At 69.4% G+C, this 18,751-nt stretch carries 10 protein-coding genes and 1 tRNA gene; 6 read left to right on the top strand and 5 right to left on the bottom strand.

Annotated features, from left to right (window positions below; genetic code table 11):
• The first annotated feature begins 57 nt into the window (after positions 1-57).
• The 6 genes from WMF36_RS42825 (at position 58) to WMF36_RS42850 (ending at position 8,160) form a co-directional block, all read left to right on the top strand.
• Positions 58-1,299 (top strand): metallophosphoesterase family protein, encoded by a 1,242-nt coding sequence (locus tag WMF36_RS42825; RefSeq protein WP_437576621.1) that lies wholly within the window; start codon positions 58-60, stop codon positions 1,297-1,299.
• A complete protein-coding gene (locus WMF36_RS42830) occupies positions 1,296-4,841 on the top strand; it encodes an AAA family ATPase (RefSeq protein WP_437576622.1) in 3,546 nt (1,181 codons plus the stop codon). Before WMF36_RS42825 ends, WMF36_RS42830 begins: the two co-directional genes overlap by 4 nt.
• Positions 4,842-5,106: 265 nt before the next feature.
• Positions 5,107-5,193 (top strand) — tRNA-Ser (locus WMF36_RS42835).
• Positions 5,194-5,874: 681 nt separating this feature from the next.
• Complete coding sequence (locus WMF36_RS42840; protein ID WP_437576623.1) at positions 5,875-6,702, top strand: hypothetical protein; 828 nt, start codon at positions 5,875-5,877, stop codon at positions 6,700-6,702.
• A gap of 6 nt (positions 6,703-6,708) precedes the next feature.
• On the top strand, positions 6,709-7,281 hold the full coding sequence (locus tag WMF36_RS42845) for a DUF4255 domain-containing protein (RefSeq protein ID WP_437576624.1): 573 nt from the start codon (positions 6,709-6,711) through the stop codon (positions 7,279-7,281).
• Positions 7,282-7,296: 15 nt separating this feature from the next.
• Entirely contained in the window at positions 7,297-8,160 is an 864-nt protein-coding gene (locus tag WMF36_RS42850; protein ID WP_437576625.1) for a hypothetical protein, read from the top strand.
• Between the two features lies 1 nt (position 8,161).
• On the opposite strand, the gene WMF36_RS42855 is transcribed toward WMF36_RS42850, so the two are convergent.
• The 5 genes from WMF36_RS42855 to WMF36_RS42875 are packed head-to-tail and all read right to left on the bottom strand — an operon-like array spanning position 8,162 to position 18,732.
• Positions 8,162-9,184, bottom strand: a complete 1,023-nt coding sequence (locus WMF36_RS42855; RefSeq protein WP_437576626.1) for a hypothetical protein — start codon at positions 9,182-9,184, stop codon at positions 8,162-8,164.
• Positions 9,185-9,192: 8 nt separating this feature from the next.
• The gene (locus WMF36_RS42860; RefSeq protein ID WP_437576627.1) at positions 9,193-12,537 is read right to left on the bottom strand and encodes a phage tail protein; all 3,345 of its coding nucleotides are present in this window, start codon (positions 12,535-12,537) and stop codon (positions 9,193-9,195) included.
• 3 nt (positions 12,538-12,540) lie between these two features.
• On the bottom strand, positions 12,541-14,595 hold the full coding sequence (locus tag WMF36_RS42865) for an ATP-binding protein (RefSeq protein WP_437576628.1): 2,055 nt from the start codon (positions 14,593-14,595) through the stop codon (positions 12,541-12,543).
• 46 nt (positions 14,596-14,641) lie between these two features.
• Positions 14,642-17,413 carry a hypothetical protein gene (locus WMF36_RS42870; protein WP_437576629.1) on the bottom strand — a complete coding sequence of 924 codons (2,772 nt, stop codon included), beginning with the start codon at positions 17,411-17,413 and terminating at the stop codon, positions 14,642-14,644.
• A 41-nt stretch (positions 17,414-17,454) separates the two neighbouring features.
• Positions 17,455-18,732 (bottom strand): hypothetical protein, encoded by a 1,278-nt coding sequence (locus WMF36_RS42875; RefSeq protein ID WP_437576630.1) that lies wholly within the window; start codon positions 18,730-18,732, stop codon positions 17,455-17,457.
• Positions 18,733-18,751 lie beyond the last annotated feature (19 nt).

Here is an 18,751-nt window from a genome sequence, read left to right on the forward strand (position 1 = left end):
GAAGACTGCTACGGTCGCGCCATCGCGCGGCAAAGAGCAGCGCGGACCGGGGGCCGCATGAAGTTCTTTCACGCAGCGGACATCCATCTCGATAGCCCCCTGCGGGGCCTCGATCGGTACGACGGGGCGCCGGTGGACAAGCTCCGCGGGGCGACGCGGCGCGCGCTCGAGAACCTTGTGGCGCAGTGCATCGAGGAAAAGGTGGCCTTCCTGCTCATCGCCGGCGATCTCTACGACGGCGACTGGACGGATTACAACACGGGGCTCTTCTTCGCGAAGCAGATGTCACGCCTGCGTGAAGCGGGTATCCGGGTGTTCATCGTGCGTGGCAATCACGACGCGCGGAGCAAGATCCTGCGATTGCCGGAGGGCGTGCGCGAGCTGTCGGCGAAGAAGCCGGAGACGATCGTGCTGGAGGATCTCGGCGTGGCCGTGCACGGTCGGAGCTACGAGAAAGCCGATACCACGGAGGACCTCTCCGTCGCCTATCCCGCGCCGCGGGAGGGGTATTTCAACGTGGGATTGCTGCATACGTGCGCGAGCGGTCGCGAAGGGCATCAATCGTATGCTCCGTGCTCGGTGAGCGACCTCGTGGCGAGGAGATACGATTACTGGGCTCTCGGGCATGTGCACGCGCGCGAGGTGCTCCACGAGTCGCCGTGGATCGTGTTCCCCGGGAACCTGCAGGGCAGGCATGCGCGCGAGACGGGGAAGAAGGGGGCGACGCTGGTGACCGTGGACGAGGGGCGGATCGTGGGGGCCGAGCCCCGGACCCTGGACGCGCTGCGCTGGGTGCGGTGCGCGGTGGACGCGCGCATGGCGTCGTCGGTCGATGATGTGATCGAGCTGTGCCGCGAGGCCCTGGCGCGCGAGGCGGACGCGGCGGAGGAGAGGATCGTGGCCGCGCGGATCGAGGTGACGGGGGCGACGCGGGCGCACGGGGCGCTCTCGCGCGAGCCCGAGAAGTACCGGAGCGAGGTGCGCAGCGCGGCGAGCGACGCGGGCGAGATCTGGGTCGAGAAGATCAGCTTCCGCACCCGGAACCCGCTCGATGCGGAGGCGAGCCTCGGGGACGAGGCCGTGGGCGGGCTCTACCGGCAGCTCCGCACCCTCTGCGAGGACGACGCCGAGATCGACAGGCTGCTGAGCGGGCTCGAGCCCTTGCGCAAGAAGCTGCCGGCGGAGCTCGACCACCTCGAAGGCGGAGGGAAGCTCGATCGGACGGCGCTCCGGCAGCTCGTCCGGGAGCTGCCCGATACCCTGCTGCCGCTGCTCTTTGCAGGTGAGGACGCGTCGTGAAGATCCTCTCGCTCGATCTCCTGAGGTACGGGCCTTTCACCGGGCTGTCGCTGGATTTCTCGGCGAAGCCGCGCGCGTTGCACGTGATCTTCGGGTCGAACGCGGTCGGCAAGAGCACGACGCTGCGGGCGGTGCTGGGGTTTCTCTTCGAAATGCCCAAGGACACCCAGGACGCGCACGATCGGGACTACAAGAAGCTCCGGGTGGGCGCGCTCCTCGCGGCCGAGGACGGGCGGACCTTGCAGCTCGTCCGACGCAAGGGGCTCAAGCAGACGTTGCTGGATCCCGCCGAGCAGCCGGTGGACGAGGGGCAGCTGCAGGCGTTGCTCGGCGGGGTGACGGAGGAGCAGTACAAGGTGATGTTCGGCCTCTCCCACGAGGCGCTCGTGGACGGCGGCGAGGCGCTGCTCAAGGGAGGCGGCGATCTCGGAGAGAGCTTGTTCGCGGCCGGGCTCGGGGGCACGCGCGTGCACGCGGTGCTGGAGAGGCTCGACGCGCAGGCGGAGGAGATCTTCACGCCCCTCGGGAAGCACAAGAAGAAGCTCAACGCCGCGCTCGAGAGCTACAAGAGCGCGAAGAAGGGAGCCGCGGATCGGTCCCAGCCGGCGAAGGAGTGGGAGCAGCTCCAGAAGGATCTCGCCGGTGGGCAGGCGCGCGCCGCGACCCTGGCCAGCGAGCTCTCCGATCTCCAGGCGAAGCTCAGGCACCTGTCGCGCACGGCGCAGGCGCTGGTGCCCATCGCGGAGCGGGACAGGATCCTCGGGATGCTGAAGGAGCATGAGGGCGCGGTGTTCTTGCCCGAGACGGCGCCCGAGGCGCGGCGGAAGGCCGAGAGCACGCTCGCGGAGACGGAGCCGCGCGAGGAGCGGCTCGGCCGCGAGATCGCGGATCTGACCGCGCAGATGGACCGGTTGCCGGTGCCGGAGGCGCTGCTCGCGCAGGGGGCGTCGATCACCGCGATCCAGGACGGGCTCGGCAACCACAAGAAGGCGGCGGGGGTGGATTTGCCTCGGCTCCGCGGCGAGCTGCGCCAGATCGAAGACACGATCGAGTCGCTCCTCGGGCGGCTCGGGCGGCGCGTGCCCGTGGAGGAGGTGGGGAGCCTCGCTGTCCCGTCGAGCATGGAGGCGCGGGTCCAGGCGCTGCTCAAGCAGCGCATCGGGCTCGAGCGCGACCTCGCCGGGGCGGCGAAGGGGCTCTCCGAGGCGGAGAACAAGCTCGGGGGCGAGCGGATCAAGCTCGCGGCCCTGCGCGCTCCGGTGGATGCGACGGCGCTCGTGCGCACGCTCGACATCGCGCAGCGAGACGGGGATCTGGAGAAGGTCCTCGGTGAGCTGCGCGGCGAGGCGACGGCGATGGCGGCGCGGCTTGAAGCCGGGCTCTCGGCGCTCGGGGTGGCGCAGCTCTCGCTCGAGAAGGTGGGCGCGCTGCCGGTGCCGATCCCGGAGACGGTGGAGATGTTTGCCCGTGAGTTCGCCGCTCGGGACACCGAGCGGAAGTCGCTCGCTCACTCGCTGGCAGAGCGCAAGAAGCGCTTCGGGGAGCTGGAGCGCGAGATCGAGGCGTTGCGGCGCGGCGAGGAGGTGCCCATGGAGGGGGACCTGGCGACGGCGCGGCGCGAGCGCGAGGGGCACTGGAAGCGGGTGCGGCAGGCGTGGCTGGGGGAGCCGGCGGAGGAGGGGGCGGCCGGGGCGGGGCTCTCGGCGAGCGAGATCGCGCATCATCACGAGACGAGCGCGCGGCGGGCGGATGAGCTGTCGGATCGGCTCAGGAGAGAGGCAGATCGGGTGGCGAAGTTCGCGACGCTCTCGGCCGATCGCGATCGGGAGGCGCGCGGCATCGAGGAGTCCGTGACCGCGGCGGAGCGGGCACGGACGACGGAGGAAGAGGAGCAGAGGCAGTGGCAAGCCGCCTGGACGGCGGCGGGGATCGCGCCGCGCTCGCCGGGGGAGATGCTGGCCTTCCTGGGGCGCTACCAGAAGCTCGTGGAGGAGAAGGCCAGGCTCGAGGAGGTGCGGCGGCGGGAGCAGGCCCAGAGGGAGCGCATCGAGGGGCATCGGGAGGCGCTCGCTGCGGCGCTGGAGGCGCTCGGCGTGGCAGCTGGGCCGTGGCACGGGTTGCTCGCGCTCGTCGCGCATGCGCGCGAGGTGGTGGAGCGGGAGGGGAAAGCGCAGCGGGAGCAGGAAGCGGTCGTGAAAGAGGTGCGCCGGGGGGAGGTCGAGCTCGAGGGGCTCTCCGGCGCGCTCGCGCGGCTGCAGCGGGAACAGGCGGCGTGGGCCGAGCAGTGGTCGGTGGTGATGCTGGCGCTCGGGGTGTCGGCCGCGACCGGGATCGAGGAAGCCGAGGAGGTGCTGAAGCTGCGCGCGGAGCTCGCCCGACAGGGGGAGGGGGCCCGGGAGCGGCGGCGGCGCATCGCGGGGATCGAGCGCGATGCGGCCGATTTCAAGGTGCAGGTCGAGGGGCTGGCGCGGCTCACGGCGCCGGATCTCGCGGGCATTCCGCTGGAGCAGGCGGCGGCGGCGCTGCTGGAGCGGTCCAAGGACGGGAAGACGAACCGGCAGCTCAAGCAGGCGCTCGAGAAGGAGTCCAAGGAGAAGCAGCAGGATCTGCTCGCCACGCGGGAGAAACGGCGAGGGGCGGAGCGCGCGCTCAAGCAGCTCATGGAGGAGGCCCGGGCCCAGGACGTGTCCGAGCTCGTCGCCGCGGAGGATCGATCGACGGTGGCGCGGAAGCTCCGGCAAGATCGGGAGATCGTCGAGACGCGGCTCTCGACGATCGGCGAGGGGCTCAGCGTGGAGGCGCTCCTGGAGGCGTGCCGCGGGACGAACGCGGATGCGCTTGCGCAGGATCGGGTGGACGTGGAGCGGCAGATCGCGGACCTGGATCAGGAGCGGACGCGGGTGAACGAGGAGGTGGGGCAGCTCCGGCAGCGGCTGCTCTCGATGGATGGGAGCGACCTGGCGGCGGAGGAGCTGACGCGGGCGGAGCAGCACCTGGCGTCGATCAGCGCGCTGGTCGACGACTATGCGCGGGCGAAGCTCGCGGCGGACCTGCTACGGCGGGCGATGGAGCAATACCGCGAGAAGAACCAGGGGCCGCTTGTACGGCGGGCGAGCGAGCTGTTTGCGAGGCTATCGCTGGGTACGTTCTCGGGGCTGCGGGGGGATCACGACGATCACGATCGGCCCGTGCTCCGGTGCGTGCCGAGGGCCGGGGATCCGGTGGAGGTGAGGGCGCTGTCCGATGGGACGCGCGACCAGCTCTTCCTGGCGCTCCGGGTGGCGAGCCTGGAGCAGTACTTCACGAAGAGCGAGCCATTGCCGCTGGTGCTCGACGACGTGCTCATCCATTTCGACGACGCGCGCGCGCGCGCCGCGCTCGAGGTCCTCGGGGAGCTGTCGCAGCGGACGCAGATCCTCTTCTTCACCCATCACGCGCGGCTCGTCGAGCTGGCCGAGGCGACGTTGCCGGCGAGCGCGCTCTGCAGGCACGACCTCGATGATCTCGTGGCGAGGGCGGCGGTGAACGTCACGGCGCCATGATGGATCCCGATCGACTCCGCGGCGCTCGCGCTGCGCTGCGCCCCCGGATTCGTGCAGCCTCCACGGCGCCGGGGATGTCGAGCTCGTGCTCTCGCTCGCCTACCCGGCGGCGAGGATCGCGCTCACGGAGGGGCTGGCGCCCTGGCCCGGCCGGCGCTCTGGCGCGAGATGGGCGCGAGATGGGCGCGAGATGGGCAACGGCCGGCACGGCGGCGTTGACAGGCGACGCCAAAGGAGGCACAAAAGCAAGTCGTTCTGAGTATTTGGAGGAGTGGCCGAGCGGTCGAAGGCAGCGGTTTTGAAAACCGCCGTAGTCGGAAGGCTACCAGGGGTTCGAATCCCTTCTCCTCCGCTGAGTTCTTGAAGATTTACCGGCACTTGGCGAGATTTTCGCGAGGGTCGGGAGCGGACAGCTGAGGACATGAGGCGCCTCGAGTTTGGCAAACTCTTGCCACGGCGGCCCCGTGTCTGGCACCGGCTCGGGGACCGTTGCCTCTACCTGAACGGGGCCGAGCTGGACGATCTCCGCGAGCCGCGAAGCAACCTGACGTAGCGTCGGACGCTTCGTCCTGTCGGCGATCACGTCGATCAGGACGAATGATTCGCCAGGGCGGCCTGACCAGCGGCCAATAGGACGATGACGGCGCAGAGGAGCAGTCGTTCCCGCTGCGCAATCACGAAGACCTCACCGTATGTTCGCGCCCGGTGACGAGCAGGTGAATGCCGATGAGCTCGCGGATACTCTCCGCGGGGCAGCCCGCGCCGGAACGGGTGGAAGCGCAGGTCCTGGCGCGCTGTGCTCGCGCGTCGCGAGCGACGCTCTGCCCGAGCAACGAGGGGGGCGGAACCAGCTATCGCTGCGCGGGCGTGGTTGACGCGAGCAGGTATGGGCCCGTAGCATCCGAGCGCAGGGAAGGGCCCGGGCGACGCATTTCGTCGGCTCCGCACGAGCCGCGCCAGGGGGTCTTTCAAGGGGGAAACCGATACGGGCGGCGGCGCGCGCCGGTCTCCCGGAGAATGACAGGAGCGCGCCATGGCGACCGAGCTCGACAAGTTGATCGTGACCGAGAAGGGGCAGCAGGATGCCCTCGCGAAGGACATCTCGAAGGGCCTCGCCGCGCAGGCTGGCCTGGCGCAGGTGCAGGCGGTGCTCGCGGATCTGACCGCGCTCCAGCGCCGGCGCGAGAGCCTCGTCGAGGGCGCCGAGGCCCGCCTCGCCGCGGCCAACGCGAGCGCGGGCGAGGTGACCGCCGGGCTCGTGGCGGTCGACGCCATGTTCACGAACCTCCCCGGGACGCTGAAGCTCACCGATCTCGACGCGCTCGTCGCCGCGGATCTGCCGGCGCCGCCCGACGCGACGAAGAAGACGTACGCCGCCTACGTGGCCGCGCGGGCGACGGCGGACGCGGACGCCGCCACCGCGACCACCGCGGTGGCCCTGGCGCGCGACGGCGAGGCCCAGGCGCGGGTGAGCATCGATCGGGCCGAGGCGACGCTCCAGGCCGCGGTGGACGTGGCCGCCACGGCCGCGGCGGCGGCGAAGTCCGCGCTCGCCGACGCCCTCCGCGCCAAGAGCGCGGGTGACTTCGCCGGGGCCTACTGGTTCGAGCAGCGCGCCAAGGCGCTCGCCGCCGTGGTGAGTGATGCGGCGACAAGCAAGGCCGTCACCGACGCGGAAGCGGCGCTCCGCACCGCGTTCGACGGCGCCGCCGACGCGACCGATCTGCGGATCAAGGCGGAGACGGCTCTCGGACAGAAGCAGGCGGATCGGAGCAAGGCGGGCGATCAGCTCGGCAGCGCCGCCGGCCAGGTGCTGAAGCAGCTCAGCAACGCCGTGGCCAAGGCAAAGGCGGGGCCGTAGGCGGCGATGGCGAGCGATCACGCGATCTCGGCGCTCAGCCTCGCGCTGCGCGGCCTGCTCCTCGACGCCCGCCCGAAAACGGGAGAGCTCAACGATACCGCCGTTGAGCTCTACCTGCCCGAGAACTTCAAGGCGACGCCGCCGCTCACCGTCTCGATCTTCCTCTACCGAACCACGGTGAGCACGGCGCGGCGCAACCTGCCGCCCAAGATCGCCGCTGACGGCAAGAAGTACCGCCCGCCGCTGCCGCTCGATCTCCACTACCTGATCACCCCCTGGGCGAGGAAGCCGGAAACGCAGCAGATCCTCCTCGCCTGGACGATGCGCGTGCTCGACGACACGCCCACGCTCTCGTCGGGCTACCTCAACAGCTTCGATCCCAACAACGAGCCGTTCGGCCCGGAGGAGACGGTCGACCTCGTGTACGAGCCGGTCTCGATCCAGGACATGCTCGCGATCTGGGAGGTGGGTAAACCCAATATCCAGCCCTCGGCGACCTACGTGGCCCGCGTGGTGCCCATCGATTCGCGCGTGTTGATGCCCGATCCGGGCGGCCGGCCGGTGCAGACGCGCGTTTGACAGGGAGGGCGGCGAATGAAGGGCATGATGGAGTTCAAGGTCGGCGCGCGGACGGCCGCGCTCGGGCTGCGCTTCTGGGATCCGGTGGCTGCGGCGTTCGTGGGGGACGGGCTGCGGGTGGCGGCGTACCCGGTGGCGGATCCGTCGCGGCGGGTGGAGGCGACGGCGAACCCGTCGCGCGCGTGGGTGTTCCACAAGCTCCCGGGGTTGGCGGTGGAGCACGGGGAAGGTGACGCGGCCTTCTGGGGCGCGCCGCCGAAGACGCGGTCCTACGTGATCGAGGTCGACGACGCTCAGGCGCGCTTCGTGCCATTCCAGCTCACGGTGGACGCGCCGGCGCGCGGGCCCCTCGCGTGGACGCCTCCGGCCGGGGTGACGCTGCCCGCGATGCCGCCCGGCGCTGTACCGCTGTTCTCGACGGCGACGCGCGCCGTGCCGCAGGGGATGGGGGTGATCCGGGCGGACCTGTGGGATGCGGCCGCGGCGGCGCCGGCGGCATGGGCGGTGTTGACGGCGGCGGTGGACGGGCTCCTCGGGGTGCGCGGGCTCGCGGACGCGGAGGGGAAGGTGGCGCTGATCTTCCCGTACCCCGCGCCGATCGGCGGGGGCGCGGACGGGCTCACCGGGGTGAGGCTCACCGAGCAGGAGTGGCCGGTGGCGCTGGCGGTGGGTTACGTGAAGGCGGCAGGGAAGGCGCCTGCGCGCGCGTCGCTGCCCGGCGTGCTCACGCAGGCGGCGGCGACGCTCTGGGAGACGTGGGACGACCTGAACGCCGCGGCGCGCGTGAAGCTCGCGCCGACGACGCTGACGATCGCCTACGGGGCGGAGCTCGCAGTGAAGACGGCGGGGGGGAAGCCGGCGGTGCTTTACGTCACCTGACTCAGGCGTCGAGGAAGCTGACGACCTCGATCTCGACCCCGTAGGTCTTGCGAGCGCGCTCGGTGCTCACGGCGTCCTCCATCGCGTTCTCCGGATCGATGCTGATGCGGTGCACGGTGCGCCGCTCGGCGCGGGCTCGGACGAGTCTGCTCCAGGCCTCCGACCCGATCGTCTCCCGTACCTGATCCCATCCCGCTTCCACGTGCTTCAGGAACTGGAAGGCGTTCACGTCCTCGTCAAATAGAAGCGGCGCTTGCCAGCGCACGCCCATGTAGTGGTGGACGATCACCGCCTCCTCCGTGAGCTCAACCGCGTCGAAGCCGGGAACTTCGATCGGATCCTTACGCCATACGCCGGAGGGGACACCGCCGCCCGTGCGTTCATAGACGACGTCGCGCTCCCGAGAACCGGCGCCGGAGTGAATGAACGCACCGAGGCTCTCGAGGTCCGGACGAGCTCCAGACGAGCTGAGTGCCTCGTAGGCCAGCGGAATGACCGTACCGGAGAGCCGTCCCCAGAGGGGGCCGTCGGGCACCAGCGCCAGCTGCGCCGGAATCGGCGGCGGCACGCGCTCCGAAAGCTTCTTGAACTCCTCTTCGGTCTCGGGATATCCGATCTTGCGCGCGCGCCCAGCGGGCTTCTTTCCCGAGAGGACGCGCTCCAGCGCCGCCTGAACAATCTGGGGAGCTTTCTCCCTGTAGCCTTTGAGGTGCGCGAGTCGCTTCAGCTCCTTGTCCACGTCTTCTCCCGCGCAGCGGCGCAGGAGGAGCGAGGCCGCGAGCGAAAGGAGCAAGGTCTCCGAGGGGCGTGCGAGCATCTTCGGCGTGAGGTGCGTGGGGTGCATGAGGATCGCTTGTTCTTCCCGGATCGCCTCGGCATCCCCGGCGATCCATGCCCACACGACGTACATGTCCGCGAACGCCACCACGCCGGTCGCGGCGCGCAAGGCTCGATGTTGAGCGATTCCCTCAGCCAAGTAGCTCCGAGCCGCCGTCACTGAAATCCAGGCCATCGTGTCCTCCATCGTGCCGCCTAGGGCGGATCCCAATCAATCCTGATCGCCTTGACCACTTGATCGAGCTTCAATCCGGCGTATTGGGTGGCGAGAAATGCCTTGAAGGACTTGCGGATCGCGGCCTCGATCTTGCCCTTGGTCGAGAGCTTCCGGCCAGAGGCCCTCTTGCCCACTTGCATCCCGCCGATCAGCTTGATCTTGATGACCACATTGCCGCTCTGCAGCGCGCCGGAGACGCTGCTCTTCTCGGGCGAATCTATCAACTCCCGGAGATTCGTGCCCAAGTTCGATGTCAGCGCCGTGAACTTATCCTTCGGCATGTACTGCTTGTTGACGGTGGGCGCCGAGCCCTTGACCTCGCCGATCACGAGCTGGGCCTGAGCGGGGGTCGCGCCCGGCACCACCCCCGCGGCGTCGAAGCCGGGCGCGTTCGCGGGCTTCGAGTCATCGACCATCTCCTTGTAGCCAGTGATGTCCTTGGCGAGCTCCGCCCGGAGGTCCTTCTCCGCCTGCTGGATGGCGGTGTCGTCCTTCAGCGGGTTCCACCGTTTTTGCTTCACGATGAAGACGAATCGCTTGCCACCCTTGAGGGTCGCGAACAGGCGCTTGTTCCCGCGGTCCGACTCGATGAACTTCTTCTCATCGACGCCATCCGGGGGCGGCGCGGGCTTGGCCTGCTCAGCGATCGCCACCGGATTCTTCTCGTCGTCGACCGTCTTCTTGACCTTCGGCTTGTTGCCTGCCGGGTTGACCTCGCCGTGAATGTGGTATTCGGCCTCGCCCTCCGACTGTGAGTCCTTGACGACCGCGAGCGCGCTCATCTTGTAGCGCTTCTGGATCCCTTGCAGCTTGGGCTGGACCTTCTCGGCCGACTCGTCCTGCTTGGTGAGCAGCGAGTGCGCCGCGCTCAGCCCAGCGTCGAGATCGGCCTGCTTTTGGGCTGGGGTGCGCTCGTCCTTCTTGTCTTTGCCGGTGATCTTCCCGAGGATCTTCTTGGCGAAGTTGAAGACCTTGTCGATCACGAAGTCGACCGCCTTGCCGACGGTGGCCTGCACCTTCTTGATGAAGCTCTTTATCTTGTCGCCGAGCCCGCCGAGCCCGAGCAGGCCCGCGAGGAAGCCGATCAGGATCGGGATCATCCTGGCCAGCGCCTGCTCGATGAACGAGGCCGCGCCGCCGACGTCGCCGTTCGCGATGCGGTCGACCGAGTTCACCACCGACTCGATGAAATCGAGGATCTTGCCGATGTTGGCGGCAAGCCACGATCCCACGTTGTAGACCATGATGATCGCCTGGATGATCGCCCCCGCTGGGTTGAACATCGAGGCGATCTTGGTGATCGCCGACGTGATGACCTTCGTGACCACCCAGTCGAGGATCGCGTCGAGCACCATCGCCTTGAGATTGCCGACGAAGGCCTGCATCTCCGCCCACAGCGCCGCTGGGCCGCCGGTGAAGAGCTTCTGGAGGATCTCCACCACCTTCTCGAGGATGGAGACGGCCTTCTCGCCGATCTTCTTGACGATCTTCGGCCGGATGTTCGCCCACGTCAGCCCCATGACGTTGAGCACGAGCTTCAGTATCGCCCCGGGGGCCGGCAGGCCGTCGGGGATCTGCACGCCGCCCTTCGTGAGCTCGCCGAAGAGCCACTGCATGAAGCCGCGCTTGATATGCGCCCAGATGTTGCCGACGAACTGCGAGATGCCCTGCTTGATCGCCGACAGGAGGTTGCCGAGGAAGCCAATGGGGTCGGCGACGATCTTCTTGAGTACGCCCGCCGCCTTCTTGAAGAGCGCCACCACGCGGTCGGCGAACTCCGCGAGCATCTTGACGATCTCGCCGATCTTCTCGGCCAGGGCCCGCAGCGCGCCCTTGTTGGCGTCCTCCATCTCCTTGGCGGCCGCGTCCGCCTTCTCCGACGCGTCCTTGTATTTCTGCGCGAGCTTCTCCGCGAGATCCTGCGCCTTGTCGTCGATCGACTGCTTCAGCTCGTCGAACTTCGACTGGATGTCCTGCGCCGCCTTCTGCCCCTCGGCCTTCAGGTTGGGCGCGAGGCCGGCCACGTAGGTCTTCACCTCCGCCTGGCCCGCCGCGACGATCGCCTTCGCCTCCGCCAGCCGGTCGTCGACGATCGCGGCCACCCGCACCGCCAGCGCGTCCATCTCGGCGGTGAACCGCTGCCGCGCCCGGGCGATGATCTGCTTTATCTCGGGCGGCGTATCGCCGAACAGATCGGCGAGCCATCGCCCCTTGCCGAGGAGCCCGCCGTAACGCTGGTCCTTGAAGCGGTCGATCTCCTGGTTCGCCGAGCTCTTCATCGTCGCCAGCGCCGCGTCGGCGCCGGCGTCGAACAGCGCCATCGCGTCGGCCTCGAGCGTCGAGAGCTTCTTGTCGACCTTGCTCCTGGTCCTGTCGAAGATCGCGGCGATGGTGTCGGTGACCCGCTTGCGATCCGCCTCGTCCTTCTCCTTGGCGAGCTGCGCTCGCGTCTTGGTCTTTCCGCCGGTCGCGTTCTTCGTCGCGGCCAGCCCGGCGACTCCCTTGCTCGCGTCGCCGAGCGCGCCCGCCCTGGCCTGGTTGAGCGCCTTGGTCTCGCTGGCGCGATACTTCCCCGGCCCGGCCGCCGCCGTCTCTTTGCTCTTGTCCCGCGCGGTCAATACCCCGCTGAAGCGCGGGTCATTGGCCTTCTTCAGCTGGGTCTCGGAGAGCTCTGCGTCCTTGAGCTTCTGGTCGGCCGAGGCAGAGCCGTCCGCGGCCGTCTTGGCCACCTCCGCCTGCGGCTTGGGGGCAGGCATCGCCTCTGCGCCGGCGACAGGGGACGGCGCCGCGGCCGGATCCGAGGGCATCGCGGCGACCTCCTTGCCCTCCACCTTTCCGGTATCCGGCGGCGCCTTCGTGGCCTCCTCCGTCGGGCCGCTCGCCTTCTGCTTTTGCTCGGAGACGTTGCCGCCAACAGCGCCCTTGATCTGCTGACTCTCGCCCCCCTTCATGAACTTGTCGGCGTCGTCCAAGTTCTTGGGCATCACCTTGTCGATCTCGGCGCGGAGGATCGCCAGGAAGCCACCCTTGTTGGGCTTCTCCGCCTTGGCGTCCTTCATGTCGTCGACTTGGTTGGCGCGGGCGCCAGCCTCCTTCTCGTTGGCAGGAGCCTTTGCCGCGGCCTGCGCCTCGTCTGCCTTCCGCTTCGCGGGGGGGTGCTGTCCGACCTTTCTGGCGCTCTGCTGAAGCTGCCCAATCACCTTGAGAAACCGCTGATCCCTGGCCGCCTTGGCGAACCTCACCCGCGGCGAGCGCACCGCGGGCGTCACCGGCCCGCCGGCCGGCTTGGGCGAAGCCGGGAAGAGCCGCGCGGCGCCGGCCATGCGCTAGGTCCTCGCTCCCTCGCCGCCCGCGCGCCGCCGGAGCGGGTAGACGCCGCCCATCCTCCGGTACTCGCGCTGCGCCGCGGCCTCGATGTGCGCCGTCGCGACGGGGACGCCCTCGCCGAGCGCGAGGAGCGAGGCGTGGAGGACGGCGTTGCGGATCTGCCCGCCGCTGAGCGCGCAGCGGGCCGCGAGATCGCGGAGCAGGGTCGCGTCGACGGCGTGCTCCGCCGGCAGGTGGAGGTGCCAGATCCGCAGGCGCTCCACGCCCTCCGGCGCGCGGAAGTCGACCACCACGTCCATGCGCCGCTGGAAGGCCCCGTCGATGAGCTCACCAGCGTTGGTGGTGATCACCACGATCCCCTCGAACGACTCGATCCGCTGGAGCAGGTAGTTGGTCTCGAGGTTGGCGTAGCGATCGTTCGAGGTCTGGACCGCCGTTCGCTGCGTGAGGAGCGAATCGCCCTCGTCGAGCAGAAGGATGATGTCGAGCTCCTCGGCGAGCGCGAAGATCTGGCCGAGGTTCTTCTCGGTCTCGCCGATGAACTTGCTCACCACGCTGGAGAGCTCGACGCGATAGAGATCCATCCCGAGCTCGGCGGCGAGGAGCTTCGCCGCGAGCGTCTTGCCGGTGCCGCTCGGCCCCTGGAAGAGCGCGCGCACGCCGGGGTTCACCTGCCCGCGGAGCGCCTCGCCCACGAGCGCGTGGAGCCGCTCGCGGTGCCGGCAGCGGGCCGCGACGTTCTCGAGATCGCGGAGCATCTCCGCGCTCGCGGCGAGGTTCTTCCAGGAGCCCTCGGCGTCGAGGCGCGTCGCCAGCGTGTCGAGCGCCTGGCGGTTGAGCGCGCGGCTCGCCTGCCGCACGTCGGCGAGCTCGACCGCGCCGCCGCCCCGCAGCGCCGCGTAGGAGCGCGAGAGCGCCGCGGCACGGCGGATGTTGCCGCTCGTCATCCGGAAGCGCTGGGTGATATCGTCGAGCTCCGCGCACGGGTGCCCCGCGAGGCCAGCGCCCCAGTGGCGCCGCCGCGCGTCGGGCTCCGGCATCGGCAGAGCGAGGGTGAGCGCGCCCTCCGCGCCCGGACCGCTCACGCCGCCCTGCTTGCCGAGCACTAGGCCGAGCGGGCCCTCGTAGCCTGCGAGCGCGGGGATCTCCACCGTCTCGCCCGGCCCTGGATCCAGCGTGATCATCGGCAGCGCGTGGAGCAGCGTCGCCAGCGGGCCGACAGCGCGCCAGCGCTCGTCGTCGGCGCGGCCGAGCCCGGAGACGTCGAGCAGCCCGAGACCGAGAGAGCGCGCGACGGCGGCGAGCACGGTGCGCCGGCCGTTGCGGCGCGGCCCGCGGACGACGAGGGCGCGCGCGTCGCCCGAGGCGAGGAGCGACGGGACGCGCGCCATCAGCTCCGAGAGCGTGTCCGGTAGGATCAGCGCGCGAAGGGGCGGGAGCGTGTCGAGCGCGCGATAACGGAGCTGAGGCGCGGGCGCCTCCGGCGTCTCGCCGCGGATCGCGTCCCAGAGCAGCGAGGGCGCGTGGAGCGCCCACTCGATCCGCGGCGCCTCCGGATTGACCACCTGCACGAGGCCGAGCTCGCGCAGGCGCCGGAGCGCCGCACGCACCTCACCGCCGTCGACCGGTTCGCGCCACCAGGCGTTGAGCAGGCCGAGCGTGGGTCGGCGCAGCGCCGTCGTGTCCTGCATGGCGTCGAAGAGGGCGCCGAAGCGGGCATCCTCTTCGATCAGGCCGACGGCGAGCAGGAGCGTGATCGCGCGATGATCGAGCCCGGCCGCGTCACGGAGCGCGCGGAGCGGAAGGTGGTCCGTAATGTGCGCTTCGAAGGCCTGGACGGATCCGGGCCAGAAGGTGGGGCCGCGCTCGGGGGGGAGGGGGACCTCCTCGAGATAGGCTGTGAGGAAGGGGAACTGTTCGAAGAGGGCCTCGGCGGAGTCGGACGACGCCGCGGCTTGCTCGATGACGTGGAAGACGGTGGCGAGGAAGTAGAGCTTGTAGTGCCCGGCGGGTGAGGCGGGCAGGTCGAAGATCGATGAAGCGCGCATAGCCATGTCGGACCCTCCGCGATCTCGCCGCCCGCCCCGCCCGCCCCGTCGCTCAGCCGAACGCTGCCTTGTAGAGCTGCTCGGCCGCGCGCGCCGTCTCCTCGTAGGCGAGGGCGTCGAGGTCCCTGTCGATCGCCTGGAGCGCGTCTATCGGCTCGCCGAGCTGCTCGAGCAGCTTCAGGATCTCCTCGAGCAGCGCGCCGTTGCGGGCGAGCAGATCGAGCTGTTTGCCGATCGCGCCGGCTGCCGGATCGACGGAGGGCAGGATCCGCTCGAGGAACGGGAAGCGCTTGCCGAGGCCGGAGCCGAGCGCCGAGAGCTTCTCGAACATGCGCCCGAGGCCGCGGAGCAGCGCATAGAGGCCGTCGATCTGGTGGCACGTTTCGGCGAGCTGGCCGAGGATGTCGAGGATCCGCGTCAGCCGGTCGAGCCGCGCCGCGAGCTCGCGCGTGTACGCCTCGAGCGCCTCGATCTCCTTCCCGATGCGATCGGCGTCGCCGCCAAAGAGCTTCGCGAGCAGCTCCTTGCGCGTCGCCGGATCGATCGGCCGGAGCCGATCGAGGATGCGGTCGAGCTGCTCGAGGTGGTGCTCGATCGCCGTGAGCACGTGCCGGAGCAGCGTGAGCACCCGCATCTTCTCCCGCACGCCGGCGACCCGCTCCAGCAGCCTGGCGAGCGCCTTGCGCACGTCCGCCGGCAGCGGCAGGAGACGTATGCCGCGCGCGAGCTTCACGAGCAGCGCGTGCAGCGGATCGAGCCTGTCGCCACAGGCGGCGAGCCGATCGAGGAGCGCGAGGATCTTGTCGATGAGCGCGAGGAGGCGATCGAGGCCGTCGACCTCGTCCGGATCCATCGCCTCGAACGACGCGTTGATCACCACCTCGCCGTCGTGCGGGACCGGCAGCGAGTAGATGCCGTCGCCGAGCCGCGTGAGCCCGGGCCCTTCCCACGATTGCCGGAACGCGCCCACGTCACCCTCGTGGTGGAGGACGTGCGAGCAACTGTCAGCGACGTTGTAAAGGGTGCGCTTCGTCCCGCCGAGGGTGAGCGTCTGCGCAGTCCGGTGATAGGCGACGGTGATGACCACCCAGGTGTAGTTGACCTCGCGGCTCCGCGACCACGGTCCGAAGACGGCCCCGCCCAGCCAGGGCGTCGTCTTGCCCCACTTGGGCCTGAATTTCTCATCGACGCCCACCGGCTCGATCGGCTCCCTCTCGTCGGGCGAGCCATCACCCGGCTTGCGGCCGTCCCAGCCGTCGTAGTTGACGGTGGACGTCATCAGGCGCGTGCTGTTGACCAGGAGAAACTCGTGATCGCCGCCGGCCACCGGCTTCTCGTAACCCCGGCCGCTCACGACGATCTGCGAGCCCTTGCGCGAGAGCCCCTCGAAGAACGTGTTCACGAACAGGCTCGATTCGACGAAGTCCGTGCTGTCTGTCGAGTCGAGGAATACCCCGATGCACTGGTGCTTCTCCATGCCCCCGCTCTGCAGCGCCGAGTGCTGCGCCTGGGTCAGCCTCCAGTTGACCCGAATGAGGTTGGTGCCGGCGCCGATCGGCGCCGGATCGGTGGGGTTCTTGTTGGGGGCCGCGCTGATGGTGGTGTCGGGCTGGAACAGATCCCAGTCGCCCAGCCCGGGCCCGCGGATGCCAAAGCGCGCGACGCGGAGCTGAGCGAACACGTTCGGCGGCGTGGCCGCAGGCGTCCCGAGGTATTTGACCGCCGCGAAGAACTGGTTCTCGCGTGTCCCGGTGGTGTCGACCTGCATCGCCCAGGTGTCGAAGAGTATGTTTCCGTCCTGCTGGACGTAGATGGGCCCGTGCGGCGCGGTGGCGGCGTCGTGATCGAAGGTGACGCCCGTCATGGTCCCGGAGAGCGCGGCGCGGCCGAGCCGCTTCAGGTTGATGAAGATGTCAGCATAGGAGTTGTACCCGAAGCCGCCGGGCGAGTCTTCGTCGGTGATGACGTTGTCTCTCACCGGGCCTACGGCGGGCGTGTACTGTCGTGGCCAGGGGAACTCGACGACCAGGCTCGAGGCGAGGTTGAGCGAGCCAGCGCCCACGCGGATGACATTGAAGTAGAGGCCGAACCCGGCGGGCGCGAGGTTGATCCAGTCGTAGGCCGCGCCCGCGCCCGCCTGCGTGGTCGGGAGCATGACCTCGATGCTCCAGCAGTTGTCGGTGGTGGCGCTGATCTGCCAGGAGCGCGCGCGGATCTGACCCGGCGCGTTCTCGCCCGGCCCCACCTGGCCGAGGGTGGCGGTCGTCCAGCTGCCCTGGGTCGTGTCGTTGGGGAAGCCCGCGGCCGGCACCCACTTGTCGAGCTGGACCGTGGCGCGGTGGTTGTTCCGGATCGGCACCGAGTACTGGGTGGCCGGGTCCTGGTACGACGGCAGCGTGGCGGTGATGTCGACGGGGCCGGCGGGCTCGGAGGCGAGCCCGGCGCCGACGTTGGTCAGCAAGGGGCGGATGACAAGCCGCCGGATGTTGCCCGCCGTGGTGTCCGAATACTGGTCCTGGAGATAGATCAGGATCGCGTCGGTACCGTCGTAGTTGAGGTCGAAGCGCACCGTGAACGAGAGGAAGATGAACTCGCCGTTCTGGTGCTTCAGCGCCTGGACCGATGCCGCGGGCAGCCCGCTGGCGCCGCCGTAGGTGATGCGCGCCGCGCCCTTCCAGCCGCCCTCGATCGGGTCCGAGGCGGACTGAACGGTCACCGCCTCGAGCGGCAATCCGAGCTCGAACTCGCAGAGGCCGTCGACCGTGGGCGGGATGTGGTCGTAGGGGAGCCCCTGGTGCGGGGGGAAGACGAGTGTGTCGACCATAAAGCTCTTTTCGTGTGCGTGCGGGTGGAGCGGCGGGCGGTTCAGCCGGCGTAGCCGCGGATGTTGACGACGGTGAACGAAACGGTCTGGGTGTTGTCGGCGACGTTGGTGCGGGTCGCGGTCAGCTTGAAGGATCCGAGCTCGGGGTGCGTGCTCAGGTCCGCCGGCGCAAGCTGGTCCAGCTTCAGCTTCACGAGGAGGATCTCGGTCTCGCCGGTGTGCTTGAGCGTGCTGGTCTTCGGGCCCCAGCCGAGGGCGTCGTCGAACAGCCACGGTCCGCCCGGAGGATCGATCTTGTACTGAGCGGTGCTGTCCTTCTTGAAGGTCGCGGTGATCTGGACGGCCCCGAGCTCGGCGTTCCCGCTGGGCTTCTTGTAGGGGAACTCGACGATCTCCGTGCTCCCGTCGGTGACGCGCCGGACCCGGTTGCTCGATCCGGAGGGGACCGAGATCTGCGTGGTGTTGGTGAAAAGGATGTTCGGATCGCTCACCACCGTGCTCTGCCCGACCTTGATCGGGAGCGCGTCGGAGATCTTGCTGAGCTGGGCGGGGTTGCTCGTCGCCGTTGCCTTGACCGCGATGGAGACGGTGTCGTCGTCGCCCGCGGTCGCGGGGATGGTGAGCTTGAGGCGCAGCGCGAAGCCCTGGAGTCCCTGAAGGGGCTGCACCGGGACGGCGCCGGCGGTGAGCAGATCATTGCCGACCGCGTCCTGGAGCTTGGCGTTCTGCGCCCAGGTCTGGAGGGTCGTGGTCCCGACGGCGTTGGTGATGACGAGAGAGAAGGTGTAGGACTCGACCGCGTCCGCCAGCGACTGGAAGAGGAGCCCGAAGGTGAACGGGCCGCCTCCCTTCGTCAGGTTCCCCGGGGTCGGGAGCGAACCGTCCGACGAGAACGTGGAGGTGCCGTGCGCCACCTGCGGCGTCGAGAGCAGCTTGAGCGGCCAGGACGCGGTGCCGGCCTGGTTGCGCACGGTGACGAAGACGTCCTTCGGCGGTCCGGCGAAGGTGATGGTCGGTGTGGTGAAGAAGAGGAGAGACGGCCCCGAGCCTGGATCGAGGTGGTCGATGCTGAACCCCGCGAAGGTGACCAGATCGGTGCCGGGCGAGAAGTTCTGTCCGATCACCTGAATCGGCGCGCCGGCCTGGATCTGATCGGCCGGGGAGGTGGCAAGGATCACCGGCCTGGGCACGGTGGTGGTCGCCCCGGCCTCGAGCCTCTGAAGCCTCGCGTCCAGCGCCGCGATGGTGTCGACCAGGTTGTTGACGTAGTCCGCGGTGATCCGATCGCCGGGCCTCACTTTGTTCACATTCTGTGTCATCGCGCTTCTCCTGCCGGTG

This window comes from Sorangium sp. So ce887 (genome assembly GCF_051521455.1).
In the GTDB taxonomy this organism is placed as follows: Bacteria; Myxococcota_A; Polyangia; order Polyangiales; family Polyangiaceae; genus Sorangium.

Bases quoted from the DNA above. Each gene is read 5' to 3' on its own strand.
- WMF36_RS42825 (WP_437576621.1), top strand. From the start codon at position 58: ATGAAGTTCTTTCACGCAGCGGACATCCATCTCGATAGCCCCCTGCGG.
- WMF36_RS42840 (WP_437576623.1), top strand. From the start codon at position 5,875: ATGGCGACCGAGCTCGACAAGTTGATCGTGACCGAGAAGGGGCAGCAG.
- WMF36_RS42845 (WP_437576624.1), top strand. From the start codon at position 6,709: ATGGCGAGCGATCACGCGATCTCGGCGCTCAGCCTCGCGCTGCGCGGC.
- WMF36_RS42850 (WP_437576625.1), top strand. From the start codon at position 7,297: ATGAAGGGCATGATGGAGTTCAAGGTCGGCGCGCGGACGGCCGCGCTC.
- WMF36_RS42855 (WP_437576626.1), bottom strand. From the start codon at position 9,184: ATGGAGGACACGATGGCCTGGATTTCAGTGACGGCGGCTCGGAGCTAC.
- WMF36_RS42860 (WP_437576627.1), bottom strand. From the start codon at position 12,537: ATGGCCGGCGCCGCGCGGCTCTTCCCGGCTTCGCCCAAGCCGGCCGGC.
- WMF36_RS42865 (WP_437576628.1), bottom strand. From the start codon at position 14,595: ATGGCTATGCGCGCTTCATCGATCTTCGACCTGCCCGCCTCACCCGCC.
- WMF36_RS42870 (WP_437576629.1), bottom strand. From the start codon at position 17,413: ATGGTCGACACACTCGTCTTCCCCCCGCACCAGGGGCTCCCCTACGAC.
- WMF36_RS42875 (WP_437576630.1), bottom strand. From the start codon at position 18,732: ATGACACAGAATGTGAACAAAGTGAGGCCCGGCGATCGGATCACCGCG.